This window comes from Luteibacter sp. 9133, from assembly GCF_000800155.1.
Lineage (GTDB): Bacteria > Pseudomonadota > Gammaproteobacteria > Xanthomonadales > Rhodanobacteraceae > Luteibacter > Luteibacter mycovicinus.
The window spans coordinates 438,102-459,405 of sequence record NZ_JUHO01000001.1 but is presented as its reverse complement, the minus strand read 5'-3'; the positions used below and the strand labels follow the sequence as shown (position 1 = coordinate 459,405).

Here is a 21,304-nt window from a genome sequence, read left to right as displayed (position 1 = left end):
ACCAGGCCGTACGGCGAGGCGACCCCGAATCGCCAGCAGGGCTGACTCCTACCGGGCCCGGATAGGTAATAATCGACCCTATGCGCCCAACTTTCCGTCTGCCACTCGCCCTGACCCTCGCCATCGCCACGCTTACGCCGCTCCTGCCCGCCCACGCGGCGCAGGATGGCAAGACGCGGTCCCAGCAGGACGAGGCACGGCAAAAGCTCGAAGGTGTCCGCAAGGACATCGACAACCTGACGAAAGAGCAGCGCGAGACCGCCAACGCCCGTGACAGCGCCAACGCCGCGCTGGCGAAACAGGCCGAGCAGGTATCCGCCGCCGCCAGGGCGGTGCGCGAGACGGATGGCGACCTCCAGCAGCGCCAGCACGACCTGGAGCAGCTGAACGCGCAGCGGGCACAGATGGAAGCGGGCCTCTCGAAGCAGAAGGACGCCCTCGGCGACCTGCTCCGCGCGACCTATACGCTCGGACGCGGCTCGGATCTGCAGCTCCTGCTCGGCGACGAAGACGTCAACCGGATCTCGCGCGCCCTGGCCTACTCGAAATATTTTCAGGACAACCGGGTCGAGAAGATCCGCGGCCTGCTTGCGGATCTTTCCCGCCTGCAGGAGGTCGAAGCCGCCATCACCGCCGAACAGCAGAAGCTCGAGGCGACGCGGGCGGAGCGCGAGTCGCGCGCCGCGGAACTGGAAAAGCAGCGCGCCAGCCAGGCGAAACTGGTGGCCGAGGCGGACTCGAAATACAAGGACCAGGCCCAGCGTATGGCCGCGCTGAAACAGAACGAGCAGGACATGAACTCACTGGTCGGCCGCCTGCAGAAGGTGATCGACGACGCGGCGAAGGCCGAGGCGGCCCGGGCGGCCGTCGAGGCAGCTCCTGCGCCCAAGGGCACGCCCGCAGCGGCACCGGTGGGCAACATGCGCGGCAACCTGCCCTGGCCGGCCAACGGTCCGGTGCACGCGTTCGGCAGCGGCGTCATCATCGTCGCGCCGCGCGGCAGCGAGGTGAAAGCGGTCGCGCGCGGCCGCGTGGTCTTCGCCAACTTCCTGCGTGGCTACGGCATGATGATCATCGTGAACCACGGCAACGGATTCATGAGCATGTACGGCAATAATGAGACGCTGCTGCACGGCGTGGGCGACACGGTGGAGGCCGGCCAGGCGGTCGGCACCGCCGCCGCACCCGCCGGCGACAACGGCGCGTACTTCGAGCTGCGCCAGGGTGGCAAACCCATCGACGCGCGTGGCTGGTTGAGCAAGAAGCATTGACCCCGGAGACAGGCATGCGTCAGCACCCCCTTCGCCTCGCCCTCGCACTGGCTCTCGCCGGTGCGATCGCGGTTCCCACCGTCCAGGCGCAGCAGGCGAAGCCCGCGCTGAAGCAGCCCGACGCCCCCGCCGCGTCGTCGACCACGGCGGCGAAGGTCGCCACGCAGGCCGACGACGCCGTCGATCTGGACGACATTCGCAATTTCACGCGGGTGTACCAGATCGTTCGACAGGCCTACGTCGAGAAGCTCGACAACAAGACGATCATGAAAGCCGCCATCAGCGGCATGCTCCAGAACCTCGATCCGCACAGCGAATACCTCGACAAGGAAGGCCTCGACGAACTCGATGAGGACACCACGGGCCAGTACGGCGGTCTGGGCATCGAAGTCCTGCAGGTCGAAGGCGCGCTGAAGATCGTTTCGCCCATCGACGACACCCCCGCGTCGCGTGCTGGCATCAAGCCGGGCGACACCATCCTCAAGGTCGACGGCATGGTCGTCGACAGCCAGAACATCGACGACGCGTTCAAGAAACTGCGAGGCGATCCCGGCAGCAAGGTCACGCTCACCATCCTGCACGAGAAATCCGACAAGCCGATCGACATGCCGCTGGTGCGCGAGCGCATCGCAGTCACCAGCGTCAAGCTGCGTCAGCTCGACCCCGGCTACGTCTACATCCGTCTCAGCCAGTTCCAGGAAGACACGTCGACCGACCTCGACAAGAAGCTTTCGGACTGGATCGCGAAGAACGGCGCGCCCCGGGGCGCCGTGCTCGACCTGCGCTCCAATCCGGGCGGTCTGCTGACCACGGCCGTCGGCGTCGCCGACACCTTCCTGGACTCGGGCACCATCGTCACGACCAAGGGCCGGTTGCCGGACGCCAACCTGCACTTCGATGCCCACCCGGGCGATCTGCTCAAGGGCGCACCGATGGTCATCCTCACGGACAACGGCACGGCTTCCGCCGCCGAGATCGTGTCCGGTGCACTGAAGGACAACCACCGCGCACTCATCATGGGTCGTCGCACCTTCGGCAAGGGCGTGGTGCAGACCGTGTTGCCGCTGGATCAGGACCACGCGGTGAAGATCACCACCGCACGCTACTACACCCCCAACGGCACCTCGATCCAGGCCGAAGGCATCAAGCCGGACATCGCGCTGGCCGATCTCTCCGTGAACAAGAGCGACACGCCGCCCGCGCTGATCGGCTCGGAAGCGGACCTGCCCAATCATCTGGTGAACGAGAAAGCGTCGTCGGACGACAAGAACGCCAACGACGACGACGGCAAGCTAGCGATCGAAGACTATCCGCTGTCGCAGGCGCTCAACGTGCTGAAGGGTTTGTCGCTGGGCCGTAACGTATCGAAGTAAGCGCCCCGGCGCTTACCAGAACTTCCACCACGGACGCGCGGCGCGGGCCTTGACCATCTCACGCCGCAGCTTCCGTGGGAGCTGCGGAGTGGCGCCCGGCGCCAGGGTTTCTTTCGCCGTCCAGCCGGTGAACACCAGCTTGCCGTAAGCGCTGGCGGGAAGGTCCACGTCGAAGGTGGTCACGCTCTGCGCCAGCTCGGGCGGCAGCGAATAAAAATGGTCGACATCGTCGCCTTCGGCATCGGAGGCATCCTGCAATGCTTCGATACGGGCGTGGATGGCATCGAAGGCCGGCGGTGGTTCGCCATGCGAGACGATGTGACGGACGTCGTCGCCCTCCCCGTCGTGCTCGACATGCCAGGTGCGCAGGCCATCGACGTAGCACGTGGCGGCGCTGACCATCACGTGCTCCTCCTGTTCGCAGGTGATCACCGTGCAGCCACGCGAAAGCGGGCGCAGCGATTCCTCCGCGATCAGGGGCGAGGCGAACCGTGTGACGACGACAAACCAGCCGGACGGCAGTTCGATGGCGTAGCCTCGACGCGGATCGGTCGTGGTCTGCTCATTGCGGACCAGGTCGAGAGCGGCGAGGACGGCATCGCCATCCTTGCCTTTGACCGCCAGCCAACCGACCGAAACGCCCATCGGCTCACGCCTGCTCGGGCGGTGGTTTCAGAAGAAACTTCACGGCCAGCAAACCGAGCTCGTACAGGATGCACATCGGCACGGCCAGCATCACCATCGAGAGCAGATCCGGCGGCGTGATGAAGGCGGCGATAGCGAACGCGCCCACGACGGCGTAACCGCGCCCCTTGCTGAGCTTTTCGGCGTCGACGATGCCGATGGCGGCAAGGATCACGACCGCGACCGGGACTTCGAAGCACAGACCGAAGGCGAAGAACATCAGCATGACGAAGTCGAGGTAATGCGTGATGTCCGTCATCATCGCCACGCCGTCGGGCGTCACGGCATTGAGAAACTTGAACGCCGCCGGCAGCACGATGAAATAGGCGAAGGCGCAGCCCGAATAGAACAGCACCAGCGATGCCACCAGCAACGGGCGCGCCAGGCGCTTCTCGTGCTTGTAGAGGCCCGGGCTGACGAAGGCCCAGAGCTGGTACAGGATCATCGGCATGCTGATGAACAGCGCGCAGAAGAAAGCCAGCTTCAAGGGAGTGACGAACGGGCTGGCGACTTCCGTGGCGATCAGATGCGCGCCCTGCGGCATGCGCTCGACCAGCGGTTTGGCCAGTTCCGCATACAGGTGGTTGGCGACGGGCATCAGCGCCAGCAACACCACGAGCAACACCACGATGGCGCGGAGCAGGCGGGAACGGAGTTCGATCAGGTGGGAAAACAGACCCTCTTCGACCACGTCGTCGCCGGACGGATCGGAGTCAGCTGCGCTCATGCGGTTCGTTCCTGGGCGGCGGGGTGTCGCCGTGGGCCAGCGGCAGCATGTCGCGCGCCGGGTCGGGCTCACGACCCTCGACGCGAGCTACCGGGGTATCGGAAAAGGTGTCGCGCACACGGTCACCGGTCTGGCGGGCATCGTCGGCGGCGGCACGGAAGTCTTCACGGACGCTGCTGCCAGCAGCGCGGATGTCGTCACGCACGCTGTCATGCGTGGCACGCGCGTTTTCGGCGGTCTCGCGCAGCGTGCGCTTGATCTCTTCGGCCTGGATCTCGCGCTCCACCTCGGATTTGACGCTGTCCCAGCCGTTGCGCATGCGCCGCAACAGGGCACCTGCCGTACGCGCGGCGTGCGGAAGGCGCTCGGGGCCGAGCACGATGAGCGCCACCACCGCGAGCAGCAGCAATTTACCGAAGCTGATCTCGATCATGGCGCCGCCGGGATCACGGAGCGCGGTCGCGCGGCTCGGTGGTTTCGCTGTGGACCGGCGGGACCTGGGTGCTCACGGGCGGATCGGCACGCAGCTTCTCCTCCCGTTCGCGCGCTGCACGGGCCTCTTCGTCGCCGTCCAGACCCTTCTTGAAGTCGCGCATGGCGCCGCCCAGGTCCGAGCCGATGTTGCGCAGCTTCTTCGTGCCGAAGATCAGCACGACGACGAGCAGCAGGAGGACGATATGGGTAATGCTCATGAAAAACCTCGCAGGCCCGTTCGGTCCGGGCCGTGGGACGGTCCGGCGCCCCTTGGGGCACCGGGTGGGACGACACTCAGCGGTTAGTGTACTCCTCAAGTTTATCCCTGAATTCCACTACCTCGCTTGGAACATTCGTCACACCGCCTTCAAAAATGCGGCGGGCCGTGATTCCAGGGCCGTAAATCTGCTCGTTGGAATCGTCGTCGATGCTGAAATGGGTGCCATCGAGCGCGATGCCGGCAAACAGGCCCTTGGCGCGCGAGTAGGTGTAGATCTCGGCTTTCATCTGGCCATCGGTGGCGGCCGTGGCGGAGCGGCCGACCGGGCCGGCCGCCGCGGAGGCGTTGGCGCCCATGGTGAACTTGCCGTCGATGATGCTCTGTACGCCACGGTCGGTGCGGAACACGAGGATCACGTCGGCGGACTGGATGCCGACCTGAAAACCGACGCCCGCACCGGCCATCGAGATGAAGTTGGGGTTCGACCACGTGCCGTCACGCGTCTTGATCGAGATCAGGCCTTCGCCCTTGGAGCCGGAGAAGACGAAGCCGCCCTTGACCATGGCCGGCAGCACCGCGATGGCCTTGGCGTTCTTGAGCAGATCGGCCGGCAGCGACTTGTCGGGAGCGTCGTCGATCATCTCGGACAGCACACGGACCGCGTTCCGGGCCTGTTCTCTCGGCGGGTCGGCGGCCTGGACGGCCAGCGAGGGCAGCAGGGCGAGAAGGCCGAGGGCGAGCAGGCGAAGCGGGCGTGGGGACATCGGGTGGCTCCTATCGATACGCGGGGTGGCAGCGGCTGCGGCATTGAGAGCGAGCCTCGTCGCGCCGCCCTATGGCAGACTGCAACGATTCCCGCGAGCGCCGGACTCCGATGCCAGGTACGCCAAACTATACCGGCCTTGCCGGTCATTCCCACGACACCCTGCCCCAGGCGGGTGTGCTGCTGGTTAATCTCGGTACACCTGAGGCGCCCACCGCGGCGGCCGTACGGCCTTACCTCGCCGAATTTCTGGGTGACCCGCGCGTCATCGAGTACCCGCGCCTGCTGTGGAAAGCCATTCTCCACGGCGTCATTCTCCGCGTCCGTCCCAAGCGCTCCGCCCACGCGTATGCCCGTATCTGGACCGCGGAAGGCTCGCCCCTGCGAACAGGCAGCGAGGCGCTGGCCGCGTCCCTGCAGGCCGAGCTCGGGCGCCGTCGAAACGGACCGATCCGCGTCGCCCTGGCCATGCGCTACGGGCGGCCCAGCGTAGCGGCGACAGTTGCCCAGTTACAGCGTGAAGGGGTGCGGCGGTTGCTCGTTCTGCCGCTCTACCCCCAATACTCGGCCACCTCGACCGGCAGCGTGTTCGACGCGATGGCCGACACGGTGAAGGGTCTGCGCTGGCCACCGGAACTGCGCCAGATCAACGACTACCACGACGATCCCGCCTATATCGCCGCGCTCGCCGCCAGCGTGCGCGACCACTGGGACCGCAACGGCCGGGGCGAAAAGCTGCTGATGAGTTTTCACGGCATTCCCGAGCGCTACGTGCGCAACGGCGATCCGTACTTCTGCCAGTGCCACGCCACCGCTCGCCTGCTCCGCGAAGCGCTGGGCGTCACCGCGGACGAGGCGCCGATGAGCTTTCAGTCACGCGTGGGCCGTGAACGCTGGTTGCACCCGTACACCGACGAGATGGTCAGGCAGTTCGGCGCACAGGGCGTCAAGCGCATCGACACGATCAGTCCGGGCTTTGCCGTCGATTGCCTCGAAACCCTCGAAGAGATCGCCATGCAGAACGCGGAATTCTTCCGCGAGGCCGGCGGCGAGACGCTCAGCTACATCCCCTGTCTCAACGCCCGTCCGGACCACGTGGGCGCCATCGCGGACCTGGTGCTGCGCCACACGCAGGGATGGCCCGAGTTCGCGGCAGATCACGACCCGGCCGCGGCGGCCATGCGCCTCGCCGCCGCGCGCGAACGTGCGCGTAAGGCACGCGCCGATGCGTGAGTTGCGCATCGCCATACCAGGCATGGAGCTCGCCGGACTGAGCTGGGGCGAACCCGACGCCGCGCCGCTGGTGCTGATCCATGGCTGGCTCGACAACGCCGCGAGCTTCGCTCTGCTCGCACCCCGGCTTGCCGACCGGTTCCACGTGATCGCGCTGGACCTTCCTGGCCACGGTCACTCGGACCATCTGCCCGAGAGCACGATCTACACGCATCAGGATTACGCGCGGGCTGTGCTCGCCGCCGTCGATTCGCTCGCCCTGCCGCGTTTTCATCTGCTGGGTCATTCTCTGGGTGCCGGTGTGGCGACGATGGTGGCCATCGCGGCGCCGGAGCGCATTCGCGCACTGTCTCTGATCGAAGGCCTGGGGCCGCTCGGAGACGACGGATCGCGCACGCTGGACCGGTTTCGCGAAGCGATGGTGTCGACGGCTGGCGGCGCCCGGCCCCTGCGCGTCTTTCCGTCGATCGACGATGCGGCTCGTGCCCGCGCTCTGGCCAGCGGCCTCGATGCGACGCTGGCACGACACATCGTGGAACGCGGCCTGCGCGAAGTCGACGGTGGATACAGCTGGCGCAGCGATGCGCGCCTGTCGCGGCCCACGGCCCTCCGTCTCGCGGAAACGCAGATCATGTCGTTGCTGCTGGGGCTCGCTGCGCCGACGTCGTTGTTGCTCGCCAACCCCTCGCCGCCTTATCTCGAGCCCGAGGCATTGCAGGTACGGATCGATTGCGTCGACGACATCCGGGTGAAGCACATGGATGGAGGGCATCATCTGCACCTCGAGCACCCGGAGGCCGTGGCTGACTGGGTGCATGGCGCGCTGTAAGCAGACAGGGAAAGACACATGCTCGCCAGAGTCACTCGCCTGTTTCCTCTCTGGGCTCTCGCCGTTTCGGTCGCTGCGTACTTCCAGCCCGCCCTCTTCCTCCCCGTCGGCCCCTGGATCGCCTGGCTGCTCATGCTCGTGATGTTCGGCATGGGCGTGACCCTCAGCCTGGACGACTTCAGACGCGTCCTCGTACGCCCCATGCCCGTCTTCGCCGGCACGTTCCTGCACTATCTGGTGATGCCACTTGCGGCGTGGGGGCTGACAAAGATATTCACGATGCCGCCCGATCTCGCCGCCGGCATGATCCTGGTCGGCAGTGTCGCCAGCGGTACGGCGTCCAACGTCATCATCTATCTGGCGAAAGGTGACGTGGCGCTGTCGGTCACGCTGTCATCGGTATCCGCCCTGGTCGGCGTGGTGGCGACACCGCTGCTCACGCGCCTCTACGTCGACACCCGCGTGGCGCCGGACACATGGGCGATGCTGCTGAGTATCGTGCAGATCGTCGCGCTGCCGATCGGCCTGGGCCTGTTGATCCATCACACGGCTCGCGGCGTGGTCAAACGCATCGAGCCCGGCTTACCCTTGTTCTCGATGGTCTGCGTACTGATCCTGATCGGTGCCGTGGTCGCGGCCAGTCAGCCGTCGATCGCCGCCGTGGGCGCGATCACCATCGTCGCGGTCATCCTGCACAACGGCATCGGGCTGATCAGCGGCTACTGGGGCGGCAGGCTGTTCCGCTTCGACGAATCCACCTGCCGCACCCTGGCGATCGAGGTGGGCATGCAGAATTCGGGGCTCGCGGCGACGCTGGGCAAGCTCTATTTCTCACCGCTGGCCGCGCTACCCGGGGCGCTGTTCTCGGTCTGGCACAACCTGTCGGGCTCGATGCTGGCCGGCTACTGGTCGGGCAAGCCGACCGGCGAAGCAACGCATGACGGCCCGGCGGCCCCACGCGGGCCGGTTTAAACCACCGGTTCCATCCGGAAGCCCGGCTGCACGACCGGGTCGACCAGCCAGTGATCCGCGAGCAGGAAGGCGAACAACACCATCAGGTACACGATGGAGTAGTTGAACATCTTCATCGCGAACATCTCGTCCGGCGGATTGAACATGCGTGCGGCGTACCAGAGGAAACCGAGGCCGAGGATCACCGCGCCGAACAGGTAGATCAGTCCGCTCATCCCCGTGAAGAACGGCAGCATGGTCACGACGAACAGCAGGATCGTGTAGAACAGGATGTGCCAGCGCGTGAACACCACGCCGTGCGTCACCGGCAACATGGGTACCTGGGCCCGCGAGTAATCGTCGACGCGGAAGATCGCCAGCGCCCAGAAATGCGGCGGTGTCCACACGAAGATGATCAGCAACAGCTGCAGCGCGAACGGATGCAGCTCGCCGGTCACCGCGGTCCAGCCGAGCATCGGCGGCGCGGCGCCGGCAAGGCCGCCGATGACGATATTCTGCGGCGTCGCACGCTTCAGGTAGGCGGTATAGATCACCGCATAACCGATCAGCGAGAAGAACGTCAGCACCGCGGTCAGCCTGTTGACCAGGAAGACCAGCACCAGCATCGAAACGATGCCCAGCGTCATCGCGAAGACGAACACCTGCATCGGCGTCAGCTGGCCGGTCGCCAGCGGACGATGCGAGGTACGCGCCATGATCTTGTCGATGCGCTGGTCGATCAGGTGATTGAACGCCGCGGCGGAAGCCGACGCCAGCCAGATGCCGAGCGTGCCGAAGATCGCCGCATGCCACGTCGGCAGTACACGCTGACCGTCGGCGTCGACGGCGAGGAACATGCCGATGACCGCGCAGAACACCAGCATCGCAACGACACGTGGCTTGGTCAGCTCGAAATATTGACCGATGATGCTCACGGGGACTCCGTCGTGGCGGGCAGCCGCTGCGTGCTCGCCAGGGCGGCAAGCAGCGTGAACAGGAGCAGCGCGGCGACGCCATTGTGCGCCGTGGCGACGGGCAAAGGCAGGCCGAGGTGCACATTGCCGATGCCGAGCAGCACCTGCGCGATCAGCACCACCGCCACGGCGATACCGATCCTGCGCAGGCCGGCGCGCGCCAGCTTGTGCGACAACCAGCCCAGGTAGACGAAGGTCACCAGCGCACCGATGCGGTGGGCGATCTGGATCGCGCTACGTGCGGCCATGTCCAGCACGCCGCCCTCGTAGTTGACGCCGATGCCGCGCCAGAGCACGAAGGCCTGCGGGAAGTCCGTCTGCGGCCACCACTGCCCGAGGCACTGCGGAAAATCCGTGCCACAAGCGAGCGCCGCGTAATTGGAACTGGTCCAGCCGCCGAGCGCGATCTGGCAGACGAGCACGACGATGCCGATGGCGACCGGCGCGCGAAGTGCCGCGAACCGGTCGTCCGGTGTGCCGACACGCCACCAGCGCAGGGCTGCCCATGCGAGAAGGGCGAAGGTCGCCAGTCCGCCGAGCAGATGCCCCATCACGACGATGGGCTTGAGCAGCAATGTCACCGTCCACATGCCGAGCATGGCCTGGAAGATGATCACGGCAAGCGCGGCCACGCCGACGCGCCAGGCGCCGGGTCGGTCGAGCATCGCCGCGGCGATCAGCGGCAGCGCGATGGCCAGTGCGGACAGGAACGACGACACCACGTATTCGCCGCGCATGTACATCACGACACCCACCGTCGCGAACACCGCCGCCACGAGCACCGCGGCCATCGCCATGCGTCGGCGCCAGGCCGACATCAGGGCGATGACGAGGACCATCACACCGAGGCTGCCGGCGAGGAAGCGGTGTACCTGCTCACGCCACGCCTTGTGCGTTTCGTACGGACGATCGGGGAAGGCTTCGTTCGCGCGGGCGATGTCCTGAGCGTGGCCCGGCCACGTGGCCTTGCCGTAGCAGGTCGGCCAGTCGGGACACGACAGCCCCGCGTTGGACAGACGCACGAAGGCGCCGAACATCACGATGCAAAAGGCGAACAGCGCAGCCAGCAAGGCCAGCGTGCGCAGGGTTTTAAGAGCTCGGGGCGACATCAGCGGATCACCTTCTGCAGGTCCTTACGCAGGCCGCTCGGATCGAAACCGGCGGGATACCAGGACAACGCGGTGGCATTGGATTCAACCAGCACGGCGGCGACCGTGTCGGGCTGCGTGGGACGGAATTCTTCGAAGGCCTTCGCCGCGTCGGTACCGGTCTTCCAGTCGGGCATGACGGCGGCCGCGCCCTGCGCGGTCGGCGGCGTGCCGATATAAAGAAGGCGCAGGCGATCGGCGTTGCGGTTGAGCACGATGCGCGCGTTACGCATGAGCGCCAGCGTCTCGAGGCAGTGTGCGGCGCAATCCGGCCCCGGCAACGCGACCAGGGTCAGTCGCGGCTCGCTGTCACGCCATGCCCAGGCCGTGCCGGCGACGTCCACGCGGACCTCGGCCATGCTGCGCTGCGGCACGATGGGACGACCGTTGCCTTTGCCTTCCGGCTGCCAGCCACTCAGCGTCAGCAGGCCCGCCGCGATAATGGGCGCCAGGAACACCAGCATGATCAAGACGAGCTTGAGCCGGCCACTGCCGGGTTTGCGTGGGGGGACGTTCGGATCGGTCATGAATGCTCGGGCCGTTTCGGGCGTCGCTTGCGATGCAGGAGGACGAAGATCACCACAGCCGCCAGGGCGAAGGTGAACCATTGGAAGGCGTAGGCGCGATGGCGCGCCGGCGGCATGAAGCCGGGCGTCCATTCACGGATGTAGATGCTGGCCGGGTCGGGATCCAGAAGGAGTACGCGAGGATACAGGGAGCGCCCGATGTCGTTACCGATCTCCCTGAGATCGACGTAGACCATGGTCTTCTCCGCGCCGTGCTGCTCCGGGAGACGGTCGCCACCCAGGCGCACACCGACACCCGGCGCCGGTACGTAGAGCCCCCGCACGGTGGTGACGCCCACGGGAAGCGGCGGCAGCCGGGGGTTGGCGCCCGCTTCCTTCGGCAGGAAACCGAGGTCGACGAGGAGGTACGGATCGCGCCCATGCGGCGAAAACGGCGCATAGACGTGCACGCCGACCTGACCGGAGTGGGTCTGGTCGTCGAGCAGGTAGTAGTGGTCGGGCAGGTAAACGCCACGTACCGAAAGCCTCGGGTATCGATCGAGGGGAGGATTATCGGCGATGGAACCGAACTCCTCGACGCTTGCTGCGGCCGATGCGGCGTACCGCCGCAGCAATTCATCCTTCTCGTCCGCGCGATCCAGCTGCCATATGCCCAGGCGTACGAACGCCAGCACGCCCACCAGCGTGAGTGCGACAGCGAACCACGTCGGACGGCGCAGGAAAGTCATGCAAGACGCCCCGTGCCCAACGCTATACTCGGATTGTCGATATGGCGCGGAGCCGTCACGTGGAAACCATCTACAAATATGCGCTGGTGATTTTGCTGCTCGTGGTGTTGTTCAACCTCGGGCAGGCGCTGTTCTTCATGATGACCGACAAGGGCCAGAGCAAGCGCACCGTCTGGGCACTCACCCGCCGTATCGGACTCTCACTGCTGCTCATCGCCATGGTGGCGCTGGGCATCTTCATGGGCTGGCTGCACCCCCACGGGGTCGGTCAATTCTAACGCTTGGGGCCGGGGGGCCAAGGCGCGGTGCGGCAATCGGTGCCGTGAAGGGTCAGGCCAGTGCCGCGAGGACATGGCGGGGATCCTTGCGAATGGCCCGAAGGAGAGCCCGGGCGGGACCGGTAGGGGCACGCCGTCCTTGCTCCCAATTGCGCAACGTACCCACGTCGACATCGAGAAGCAGCGCGAACTTTGACTGCGATAAGCCCGTCGTTTCGCGCAGCTCTTTAATCGCGCCGGGATCGACTTCAAACACGCGAGAAGCCTGCTTCTCGCCGCGAAGAATGCCATCCATTTCCTGGACGCTTTCCAGGAGGTCTTCAAAGAACTTGGTCATATCTCCGCTTCCAGTTATCCATAATGGTGGCAAGGACCTTTCGCTGATCGGAGGTCAGGTCTTGCTGCTCGTTCTTCGAAAATATCAACAACATCGCGATCTGTGATCGCGCTACGAAGTGATAATAAATAACTCGGGCGCCGGCACTCTTTCCCCGGCAGCCCATGGCGACGCGTATCTTTCTGAGACCACCGGTGCCTTCGATCACATCGCCTGCTTCGGGGTAAGCAGCGAGATGCACCTGTAGACGCCCGTAGTTCGCGTCGTCGAGCAATTCCGTAACACGCCTCGTGAAGGCCCGCGTCTCCACGAAGATCACTTCGTGATAGTGCGCCATTGACGCACATACGTCAATGGCGCACCCCTCGATATTTGCTTTCTCATCAGAACACCTCCCTGACGCGGTGAATTCGCCGCATCTGAGAGGGTCGCGTGATGCACAAGCCATGTTCAGTGGCCCTCGCCCAAACGATGCGGAGAGCCAGTGCCGCCCGACGTGCCGTCTCCGGCTGGCATGCGCTGGTTGACACCCCGCTCGTTCAGTAAGAGGATCGGACCATGAACCGCCTCGCCGCCCTCATTACGCTGATTAGCATCGCCATCTCATCGATGGTGGGTTGAATCACGCGCGACAGGTGACCGACAACCCGCCCTCCGAGGCGGGTTTTTCGTATCCGCCTCCGGGAAAACGAACGCACCGGAGACACACGCCATGTCCCTCCCCGCTTCACGTCACGCCACTCGGGACGAACCCGTACGCGATGCCGCCGACTACCTGAGGCGCATCCTCAACGCCCGCGTGTACGACGTGGCCCAGCGGACGGAACTGCAGCATGCGACGGTGCTGTCCGAGCAACTGGGGCACCACGTCCTGCTGAAGCGGGAAGACACTCAACCCGTCTCGTCGTTCAAGCTCCGCGGCGCCTACAACCGGATCCGCAACCTGTCCGCCGACGTACTGGCACGCGGCATCATCACGGCGTCAGCGGGAAACCACGCGCAAGGCGTCGCCTGGTCCGCCGCGAAGCTCGGCATCCCTGCGGTCATCGTCGTGCCTGAAACGGCACCCCTCGTTAAGGTCAATGCGACGCGGCGATTCGGTGGGCCCACGGTGGAAGTCATCAAGGCGGGCGATTCGTATAACGATGCGTTCGCCCACGCGATGGCGCTGCAGCGAGAACGCGGCATGACGTTCATCCCAGCCTTCGACGATCCCGACGTTATCGCAGGACAAGGCACCGTAGCGATGGAGATACTGAGCCAGCACCACGGGCATCTCGACGCCATATTCGTGCCCATCGGAGGGGGCAGTCTCGCCGCGGGAATCGCGACCTATGTGAAAGCACTCCGCCCGGATATCCGCGTGATCGGCGTGCAGACGCGTGACTCGTGCGCCATGGCGCAATCGATCCGGGCCGGGCGACGGGTCGAACTCACCGAGGTCGGGCTTTTTTCCGACGGCACGGCGGTGAAGCTGGTGGGGCAGGAAACGTTCCGACTGTGCAGCCAGTACCTCGACGAGGTGATGCTGGTCGACACCGACGAGGTATGCCTTGCGATCAAGGATATCTATCAGGACACGCGGCGTTTCGTTGAGCCGGCGGGAGCGCTCGCCGTCGCGGCTGCGCGTCGCTACGCGGCCCAGGCCACCGCCTCGGGAGCGGTCGACCACCCGCTCACCCTTTGTGCCATCGTCTCCGGCGCCAATCTCAATATCGACCGCATCCGCTTCATCGCCGAGCGCGCCGCGGTGGGCGAATCGCGCGAAGCCTTGTTCGCGGTGAGCATCCCCGAGGAGCGCGGCAGCTTCCTGCACTTCTGCGAGCTCGTAGGCGAGCGCAACGTGACGGAATTCAACTACCGTCTCGGCACCGATGAAAACGCACGGATCTTCGTCGGCCTTCAGGTGGACGACCCGGTAGACGAAGCGTCGCTTGCAACCGTCTTCGAGGCAGCGGGATTCGCCGTCGTCAATCTTGGCAACGATGAGCTATCGACGCAGCACATCAGGCATATGGTGGGCGGACGCTCGACAGCCGCACAGGGCGAGCGATTGTTTCGCTTCGAGTTCCCCGAACGACCGGGTGCGTTGATGCGCTTCCTTCGTTCGATGTCGCCAAGCTGGAATATCAGCCTGTTCCATTACCGCAACCAGGGCGCCGATTACAGCTCGACGCTGGTCGGCATCCAGGCGGAAGCGGCGGACGAAGACGCGCTCACGCGGTTCCTCAACCGGCTGGGATATCCGTACCGCGAAGAGACCAGCAATCCCGCCTACCGACTGTTTCTGAGATGAACGAGGGAAGCAGGAGCGCGCGAGCGCTCCTGTGAAACAACGGCCCGTGCGGATCAATGAGCCTTTGACACGACCAGGTCGATCGATCCCACCGGCGAGAGGTTCCCCGCTTCGTCCGAGCCTTTCGCACACACGCGTAACGGGCCTTTGGCCTTGGGCAGACTGATGAACGACGAAGACAGCGTGCGGTACTTCGCGTCGTCGGCGCAATCGGTGGAGTCGAGGCGCCCCACCTTCACGATCGGCGGCGCGACGTAAGGGCTACGGATCTCCACAATCCATGCAGCATCCGTTTCATCGCGAACGGCCGGTACCGGTACCGCGGTAGGCGCCGTATCGTCGATCACCCGAAGCATGACGCTCGCATGCTCCGGCGCCTGCCAGTCGTTATCGATGCCCAGCTGTCCGATGACGCACATGGCGTACACGCCTTCGGACGGTCCGACCGGCAGACGGTCCAGCGGCTGCTCGCGGGCATACATCGGAGCGCTGTAACCCTCGGGGCTGGCGCAATCGACCGTCGCGGCGTCACCGTGCTTGTAGCGGACCCAACGGGTATCGTCATTCACCAGCACGCCCCACCGCGCGGGTACGAGATCCCCCTCTTCGTCGATCTGGCTGCGCGTGTACTCACCGACGGTGCGATCGAGCTTCACACCGTTACCCGCGTCGAGGGCACTGGCGTCCCAGCCGCCATCGGCACGAAGTGCCGAGAGCAGCGGCGCCGCAATACTCTGGTAGCTCGCGCCGACGCGCGACACCGGCTGCCGCCCGGTGAGTTCGCACGGGCGGTCGAAACCGCATCCGTCAAAGCGCGGATCGACCTTCGTACCGAGCACGCCGACAATATCCGACGTGCCGTGGCGCAGCACCGGGGAGCCCGACGAACCACCCGATACACCGGCGCAATCGGTCGCCGATTCACGCAGGAAGAAGCGTTCGCCCTCGAACAGCCGAACGGGCTCACTGGCCTGACAGGTTGCCAGACGAAGGAATCGGTCTTCTTCCGACACGCCAGTCACAGGTACCTGAACCAGGTCCACAGGGAGCGACCCGACAATCGCCGGCGCACTCGGGACAAGCGGAGCGACACCGAGTGCCGCCAGATCGGCGTATGAAACGTCCAGCCGGAGCACGGCGATGTCCATGTTCTTGGTGGTCGCGTACAGAATTCGCTCGATGCCGACGGGCCGATGCACCGGCTGGGCATCCTGAAAATAAGCGGGCGTAAAGCGGTAACCCGCAGGCGCCGCCTCGTCGATCATGACCTGATTAGGGATGAGTTCAGGGCCGAAAACGCAATGCCCGGACGTCAGCAACAACGCGGGCCGATGACCATCCGGACTGGCGGAACCCGCGACGATCGAGCCGGTACAGGTTCTTCCCTTGAGCAGATCGAGCTGACCGACAGCGCGGAAGCGCGGGTCGCTGGACGAAGGAAGCAGGTTTGCGTCGCTTGCTAATGCACCGACGGCGTAGCCCATCGACAGGAGCAAGAGCGATGCACGCGACAAGCGAGCGGATACTCTCCGATTCATAAGCACTCTCCATGTGTTTGCGTTTTTCGAAAACCTTCACTGCGAAGGCCGATGCCGACTTTAGCAACGCGGTTGGAGAGGAAACATGTCAGAAAGCCCGGTAGATCTGTAGGCGTAAGCCGAAGTCAGCCCCGTTCCGACAACGGCGACTTCTTCCAGCGTCCATGCAGCCATTCGTACTCTTGCAGAGCAGTCGGCGAGAACCGTTCGCGCAGTTTATTGACGAGCGGCCTCGCACGCTCCCAGGACGTGACAACAACCGAGTACCAGGTCTTCTTGAGCATCGCTTCGTCGTAGATACCAGCCTGGATGCCAATGCTTACCGCCTCGAAGTGATTAAGGAAATACCGGATACATACGGCTTCTTCCGACTCGATGTTCTCCGGCAATGCGAGGCTGGCCACATTTCTGTCGTTCGCGTCGACGAAATACTTTAGCTTCCTGGCCCCGTTCTGGAGGATGACATCATTCCTGGTCGCGAGCAGAAGATCCGCGCTTTGCTTTTTCCGCGCGATGCTGCGTGCGGTGAGCACAGACGCAACGGCAACACCGACACCGATCGCAACCAGGACATTCCTGAAGAGGCCAGAATTGAGGGTATCGAGAATCCAATGAAACACGATGCTTTCCTTTGCAATTCCTTCCCCTGAAAAACAAACTACCCGCCATAGGCGGGTAGTTCAGTTTGGCTTACAGGCCGTCGACGGTGTCATTCATGACTGTCTCCTTTGATGGCAAGACCAGTCTAGCTTGTGCTCAGATCATACGTCCGTAGGAAAAATCTGAATTTCAAACAGAAAAAACTCAAAGCACGTAAACAAACAAGAACAGCGCCAGCCAGACCACGTCGACGAAATGCCAGTACCAGGCCACCGCTTCAAACCCGAAGTGATCGTCCTTCGTGAAGTGTCCCTTCGCGCAGCGCAGCCAGATGATGGCCAGCATGATCGTGCCCAGCGTCACGTGCATGCCGTGGAATCCGGTGAGCATGAAGAACGTCGCGCCGTACACGCCGCTGCCCAGCGTCAGGTTGAAGTGCTCGTACGCCTCGGCGTACTCGTGCGCCTGGAACCACAGGAACAGGCAACCCAGCAGCACGGTGGCGCCGAGGCCGATCAGCAGCGCCGTGCGATGACCCGCCTTGAGCGCGTGGTGCGCAATGGTGATGGTCACGCCGGATGACAGCAGGATCAGCGTATTGAGCAGCGGCAGGCCCCACGCGGCGATGGTCTGGAACGAGCCCCCGATCTTTTGCGGACCGCCGCCGCCGTTGGCGCCCCACGAGGCTTCATAGCCCTGCCAGACGAACTGGTGGGTGAGCACACCGTGGCCTTCGCCGCCCAGCCAGGGCACCGAGAAGATACGGGCGTAGAACAACGCACCGAAGAAGGCGCCGAAGAACATGACTTCGGAGAAGATGAACCACATCATCCCCATGCGGAACGAGCGATCCACCTGGCCGTTGTAGCTGCCTGCCATGGACTCGCGGATGACCGAGCGGAACCAGCCGAAGAACATGCCCAGGATCATCACGATCCCGATCCAGAACAGCGGCTTGCCAAACGTGCTGCCCTCACCCGGTTGCGAGTTCAGCCAGTGCGCGGCACCGAACACCGTGACGAACATCGAGACCGCGGCCACGATCGGCCAGTAGCTCTTGCTCGGTACATAGTAGACGTCGTGTTGCTGGTGACCCATGGTGGTTTCCCGTGGATATCGCGTGTTTGGCCGGTCAGACCCGGAGCATCTGGACGATCGAGAGCAGGAACACCGCGACCGCGAAACCGCCCGCGATCATGGCCGTCCTGCGGGCGCGCTTGCGACGCGCCTCCGTCCCGGTGTCCGTCATGCCCGGCATCGATCAGTGATCCGTGTTGCCGTGGGCGAGCTCGTCGTCATGGATGACCGGCGGCACGTCGAACGTATGGAACGGCGCGGGTGAAGGCACCGTCCACTCCAGACCCTTGGCGCCTTCCCAGGAACGGTCGGCGGCTTTCTTCTTCGAGAAGAACACGCAATGCACGACCACACCGAGGAAGATCAGCTGCGAGGCGCCGAACCAGAAGCCGCCGATCGAGCTGATCATGTTGAAGTTCGCGAAGGCCACGTTGTAGTCGGGGATACGGCGCGGCATGCCGGCCAGCCCGAGGAAGTGCTGCGGGAAGAACAGCACGTTGACCGAGATGACGCTGGACCAGAAATGGATCTTGCCCCAGGTCTCGCTGTACATGTTGCCCGACCACTTGGGCATCCAATAATACGCGGCGGCCATGATCGAGAACGCGGCGCCGGTCACCAGCACGTAGTGGAAATGGGCGACCACGAAGTACGTGTCGTGGTACTGGAAGTCGGCCGGGGCCAGCGCGAGCATCAGGCCCGAAAAACCGCCGATGGTGAACAGGATGACGAAGGCGATCGAGAACAGCATCGGCGTCTCGAAGGTCATCGAGCCGCCCCACATCGTCGAGACCCAGTTGAAGACCTTCACGCCCGTGGGCACCGCGATCAGCATGGTCGCGTACATGAAGAAGATCTCCGCGCCCATCGGCAGGCCCACGGCGAACATGTGGTGCGCCCAGACGATGAACGAGAGGAAGGCGATGGACGCGATGGCGAACACCATCGCGCGGTAGCCGAAGATCGGCTTGCGGGCGAAGGTGGGGATGATCTCCGAGATGATCCCGAACGCCGGCAGGATCATGATGTAGACCTCGGGATGCCCAAAGAACCAGAAGATGTGCTGGAAGAGCACCGGGTCGCCGCCGCCGGCGGCATTGAAGAAGTTGGTATGGAAGTACTTGTCGGTCAGCAGCATGGTGACCGCGCCGGCCAGTACCGGCATCACCGCGATCAGCAGGAACGCCGTGATCAGCCAGCTCCACACGAACACCGGCATTTTCAGCAGGTCCATGCCGGGCGCGCGCATGTTGAGGATGGTGGCGATGATGTTGATCGCGCCCATGATCGAACTGATGCCCATCAGGTGGACCGCGAAGATGGTATACGCGATGGACTCGCCCTGCAGCGACAGCGGCGGGTACATGGTCCAGCCGCCGGCCGGGCCACCGCCCGGCATGAACAGCGTCGACAGCAGCAGGATGAAGGCGAACGGCATGATCCAGAACGACAGGTTGTTCATGCGCGGCAAGGCCATGTCCGGCGCGCCGACCATGAGCGGAATCATCCAGTTGGCCAGGCCGACGAACGACGGCATGATGGCGCCGAAGATCATCACCAGCGCGTGCATCGTCGTCATTTCATTGAAGAAATACGGCTGCACCAGCTGCATGCCCGGCTTGAACAACTCCGCGCGGATGACCATCGCGAAGGCGCCGCCGATGAAGAACATCGTCAGCGAGAAGATCAGGTACAGCGTGCCGATGTCCTTGTGGTTCGTGGACATCACCCAGCGCTGGAAGAACCCCTTCGGGGCCCCGTGGTGATCGTGGTGGTCGTGGGTGGCTGCGTGGGCCATAACCTTGAACCTCTGCCGGATACTTGAGCGGGTTAACCCTGGGGGACCGGGGCGGGGGCGTTCTGGGCGGTCGCGGCGGCCTTCTGCAGCCTGGAACCGTCTTCCTGCGTCGCCAGCCACTGTTCGAATTCGGCCTTGGGCACGGCCTTGACCACGATCGGCATGAAGCCGTGATCCTGGCCGCAGAGCTCGGCGCACTGGCCGCGGTAGACGCCCGGCTCCTTGATCTTGGTCCAGGCCGCGTTGGCGATGCCCGGGATGGCGTCCATCTTCCAGCCGAGCGCCGGCACCCACCAGGAGTGGATGACGTCGCCGCCGACGATGATGAAACGGATCTTGGTACCGACAGGGACGACCAGGGGCTTGTCCACGTCGAGCAGATAGGTCTGGTAGCCGTCGACCTGGATCTTGCCCGGGTCGAGGTTGGAATGAAGCTGGCGGGTACGGTCGGAGGACTCTTCGAGCTTGGAGATGAAGCCGACCTTGTCGACCCCCTTGCCCTTGTAGTCGACGTAGTCGTAGCGCCACTTCCACTGGTAACCGGTGATCTTGATGGTCATCTCGGCATTCGTGGTGTCGGCGAACGAGGTCAGACCGCCGGTGGCCAGATGGGCCAGGAAGATCAGGATGATGACGGGGATGACCGTCCAGACGATCTCGAGTCTGGTGCTGTGCGACCACTTCTCGGCGACCGCACCCCGCGACTTACGGAAGCGGAACATCGCCACGAACATGGCACCGAAGACGATGACGCCGATGACCACGCAGACCCACAGGGCCACCATGTGCATCGCGTAGGGCGACCACTCGCTGACACCCCGGGTCATGTTCAGCTGGTTGGGTTCCGGGTTGGCCCATGCCGCCCCGCCGAACAGGGCGAGGGCAACCGCCACCCACGCCGCTTTCCATCGTCCGATGCCGCCAGATGTCATGTCTTGCACCTTTAGTGAACCTACCTGCGCGTCTGGCCTGAGACTTCGGACAGCAGCACCATGAGTTTCCTGGACGCCTCGACCCTTTCCTCTTCCCCAAGGAACGCGCCGATTTCGAGCTGATTGCCGTGTGACCTGAGCAACAGACGCTGACGCCCGTCCCCCGATGCCAACCCTACCCGTACCCAGTACGTCTGGAAACGGACGATCCGACGACCCGGCACGGCACGCACCTCCAGCGTGTCGGGCCCCACCACGATCCGCTCGCCCCGGCCGCCGGCCCGCCAGGCCGCGCCAAGGGCGAACCCCACGACGAAAGCCTCCGCCAGGGCGAACACGGGAGCGAAAACATTCCCCTGCCACGCACCGAGCGACGCCGTCGCCAGGGCCATCGCCGCGAGACCCACGATCAGTCGACGGAGACCGCGCCTGTCCAGCGCACGGTTGGGCCGGAGCCACAACACGCGCGGCTGACCCGCGGCGGTCGGTCGAAGCACGATCATGCGAATCCCGCGTGCCTTGAACGGACCGATGATAGGGCGGCGG

At 64.5% G+C, this 21,304-nt stretch carries 25 protein-coding genes; 7 read left to right on the top strand and 18 right to left on the bottom strand.

Features of this window, described 5'->3' with window-relative positions; all coding sequences use genetic code 11:
* The first annotated feature begins 80 nt into the window (after positions 1-80).
* The gene (locus FA87_RS01765; protein ID WP_036116306.1) at positions 81-1,271 is read left to right on the top strand and encodes a peptidoglycan DD-metalloendopeptidase family protein; all 1,191 of its coding nucleotides are present in this window, start codon (positions 81-83) and stop codon (positions 1,269-1,271) included.
* A 14-nt stretch (positions 1,272-1,285) separates the two neighbouring features.
* Positions 1,286-2,644: a S41 family peptidase gene (locus FA87_RS01760; RefSeq protein ID WP_036116308.1), complete on the top strand. Its 1,359-nt coding sequence runs from the start codon at positions 1,286-1,288 to the stop codon at positions 2,642-2,644.
* A 12-nt stretch (positions 2,645-2,656) separates the two neighbouring features.
* On the opposite strand, the gene FA87_RS19620 is transcribed toward FA87_RS01760, so the two are convergent.
* The 5 genes from FA87_RS19620 to FA87_RS01735 all read right to left on the bottom strand — a co-directional run bounded on the left by FA87_RS19620 (position 2,657) and on the right by FA87_RS01735 (position 5,513).
* Positions 2,657-3,289, bottom strand: a complete 633-nt coding sequence (locus FA87_RS19620; protein ID WP_051944042.1) for a hypothetical protein — start codon at positions 3,287-3,289, stop codon at positions 2,657-2,659.
* A 4-nt stretch (positions 3,290-3,293) separates the two neighbouring features.
* The gene (gene tatC / locus FA87_RS01750; RefSeq protein ID WP_036116310.1) at positions 3,294-4,055 is read right to left on the bottom strand and encodes a twin-arginine translocase subunit TatC; all 762 of its coding nucleotides are present in this window, start codon (positions 4,053-4,055) and stop codon (positions 3,294-3,296) included.
* Entirely contained in the window at positions 4,042-4,488 is a 447-nt protein-coding gene (gene tatB / locus FA87_RS20145) for a Sec-independent protein translocase protein TatB (protein WP_079520632.1), read from the bottom strand. Before tatB ends, tatC begins: the two co-directional genes overlap by 14 nt.
* A gap of 13 nt (positions 4,489-4,501) precedes the next feature.
* Complete coding sequence (gene tatA / locus FA87_RS01740; protein WP_036116312.1) at positions 4,502-4,747, bottom strand: twin-arginine translocase TatA/TatE family subunit; 246 nt, start codon at positions 4,745-4,747, stop codon at positions 4,502-4,504.
* 76 nt (positions 4,748-4,823) lie between these two features.
* A complete protein-coding gene (locus tag FA87_RS01735) occupies positions 4,824-5,513 on the bottom strand; it encodes a lipid-binding SYLF domain-containing protein (RefSeq protein WP_036116315.1) in 690 nt (229 codons plus the stop codon).
* 110 nt (positions 5,514-5,623) lie between these two features.
* Between FA87_RS01735 and hemH the strand changes: the two genes are divergently transcribed.
* Genes hemH through FA87_RS01720 form a run of 3 tightly spaced genes read left to right on the top strand, consistent with a single transcriptional unit; the run spans position 5,624 to position 8,546 of the window.
* Positions 5,624-6,745, top strand: a complete 1,122-nt coding sequence (gene hemH / locus FA87_RS01730) for a ferrochelatase (RefSeq protein WP_043691995.1) — start codon at positions 5,624-5,626, stop codon at positions 6,743-6,745.
* A complete protein-coding gene (locus tag FA87_RS01725) occupies positions 6,738-7,574 on the top strand; it encodes an alpha/beta fold hydrolase (protein ID WP_043691993.1) in 837 nt (278 codons plus the stop codon). The genes hemH and FA87_RS01725 overlap by 8 nt, the downstream gene beginning before the upstream one ends.
* 18 nt (positions 7,575-7,592) lie before the next feature.
* Positions 7,593-8,546, top strand: coding sequence for a bile acid:sodium symporter family protein (locus tag FA87_RS01720; RefSeq protein WP_051944044.1), 954 nt, complete (start codon positions 7,593-7,595; stop codon positions 8,544-8,546).
* Here the strand turns inward: FA87_RS01720 and cyoE are convergent.
* The 4 genes from cyoE to FA87_RS01700 are packed head-to-tail and all read right to left on the bottom strand — an operon-like array spanning position 8,543 to position 11,902.
* On the bottom strand, positions 8,543-9,460 hold the full coding sequence (cyoE, locus tag FA87_RS01715) for a heme o synthase (RefSeq protein WP_036116327.1): 918 nt from the start codon (positions 9,458-9,460) through the stop codon (positions 8,543-8,545). The two genes, FA87_RS01720 and cyoE, sit on opposite strands and share 4 nt — an antisense overlap.
* On the bottom strand, positions 9,457-10,608 hold the full coding sequence (locus tag FA87_RS01710; RefSeq protein WP_036116329.1) for a COX15/CtaA family protein: 1,152 nt from the start codon (positions 10,606-10,608) through the stop codon (positions 9,457-9,459). Before FA87_RS01710 ends, cyoE begins: the two co-directional genes overlap by 4 nt.
* Positions 10,608-11,174 carry a hypothetical protein gene (locus FA87_RS01705; protein WP_043691990.1) on the bottom strand — a complete coding sequence of 189 codons (567 nt, stop codon included), beginning with the start codon at positions 11,172-11,174 and terminating at the stop codon, positions 10,608-10,610. The genes FA87_RS01710 and FA87_RS01705 overlap by 1 nt, the downstream gene beginning before the upstream one ends.
* Positions 11,171-11,902, bottom strand: a complete 732-nt coding sequence (locus FA87_RS01700) for an SURF1 family protein (protein WP_036116334.1) — start codon at positions 11,900-11,902, stop codon at positions 11,171-11,173. Before FA87_RS01700 ends, FA87_RS01705 begins: the two co-directional genes overlap by 4 nt.
* 41 nt (positions 11,903-11,943) lie before the next feature.
* Between FA87_RS01700 and FA87_RS01695 the strand changes: the two genes are divergently transcribed.
* Positions 11,944-12,180, top strand: coding sequence for a twin transmembrane helix small protein (locus FA87_RS01695; protein ID WP_036116337.1), 237 nt, complete (start codon positions 11,944-11,946; stop codon positions 12,178-12,180).
* Between the two features lie 52 nt (positions 12,181-12,232).
* Here FA87_RS01695 and FA87_RS01690 read toward each other — a convergent pair whose 3' ends face one another.
* Both FA87_RS01690 and FA87_RS01685 read right to left on the bottom strand, forming a co-directional pair.
* Positions 12,233-12,517: a helix-turn-helix domain-containing protein gene (locus FA87_RS01690; protein WP_043691971.1), complete on the bottom strand. Its 285-nt coding sequence runs from the start codon at positions 12,515-12,517 to the stop codon at positions 12,233-12,235.
* Entirely contained in the window at positions 12,501-12,854 is a 354-nt protein-coding gene (locus tag FA87_RS01685) for a type II toxin-antitoxin system RelE/ParE family toxin (RefSeq protein ID WP_239708946.1), read from the bottom strand. The genes FA87_RS01690 and FA87_RS01685 overlap by 17 nt, the downstream gene beginning before the upstream one ends.
* A gap of 375 nt (positions 12,855-13,229) precedes the next feature.
* Between FA87_RS01685 and ilvA the strand changes: the two genes are divergently transcribed.
* Positions 13,230-14,813, top strand: coding sequence for a threonine ammonia-lyase, biosynthetic (gene ilvA / locus FA87_RS01680; protein WP_052191084.1), 1,584 nt, complete (start codon positions 13,230-13,232; stop codon positions 14,811-14,813).
* 53 nt (positions 14,814-14,866) lie between these two features.
* Here the strand turns inward: ilvA and FA87_RS01675 are convergent, their stop codons facing one another.
* The 7 genes from FA87_RS01675 to FA87_RS01650 form a co-directional block, all read right to left on the bottom strand.
* Entirely contained in the window at positions 14,867-16,351 is a 1,485-nt protein-coding gene (locus tag FA87_RS01675; protein WP_081996427.1) for a trypsin-like peptidase domain-containing protein, read from the bottom strand.
* Positions 16,352-16,476: 125 nt separating this feature from the next.
* Positions 16,477-16,971 (bottom strand): DUF4760 domain-containing protein, encoded by a 495-nt coding sequence (locus FA87_RS19615; protein ID WP_052191083.1) that lies wholly within the window; start codon positions 16,969-16,971, stop codon positions 16,477-16,479.
* A 184-nt stretch (positions 16,972-17,155) separates the two neighbouring features.
* On the bottom strand, positions 17,156-18,049 hold the full coding sequence (locus FA87_RS01665; protein ID WP_036116344.1) for a cytochrome c oxidase subunit 3: 894 nt from the start codon (positions 18,047-18,049) through the stop codon (positions 17,156-17,158).
* A 34-nt stretch (positions 18,050-18,083) separates the two neighbouring features.
* Positions 18,084-18,209 carry a hypothetical protein gene (locus FA87_RS21260; RefSeq protein ID WP_275041263.1) on the bottom strand — a complete coding sequence of 42 codons (126 nt, stop codon included), beginning with the start codon at positions 18,207-18,209 and terminating at the stop codon, positions 18,084-18,086.
* Positions 18,210-18,212: 3 nt separating this feature from the next.
* Positions 18,213-19,826, bottom strand: coding sequence for a cytochrome c oxidase subunit I (gene ctaD / locus FA87_RS01660; RefSeq protein ID WP_036116347.1), 1,614 nt, complete (start codon positions 19,824-19,826; stop codon positions 18,213-18,215).
* A 32-nt stretch (positions 19,827-19,858) separates the two neighbouring features.
* Positions 19,859-20,758, bottom strand: a complete 900-nt coding sequence (gene coxB / locus FA87_RS01655; protein WP_043691964.1) for a cytochrome c oxidase subunit II — start codon at positions 20,756-20,758, stop codon at positions 19,859-19,861.
* 20 nt (positions 20,759-20,778) lie between these two features.
* Positions 20,779-21,261 carry a DUF2244 domain-containing protein gene (locus tag FA87_RS01650; protein WP_176167711.1) on the bottom strand — a complete coding sequence of 161 codons (483 nt, stop codon included), beginning with the start codon at positions 21,259-21,261 and terminating at the stop codon, positions 20,779-20,781.
* Between the last annotated feature and the right edge of the window lie 43 nt (positions 21,262-21,304).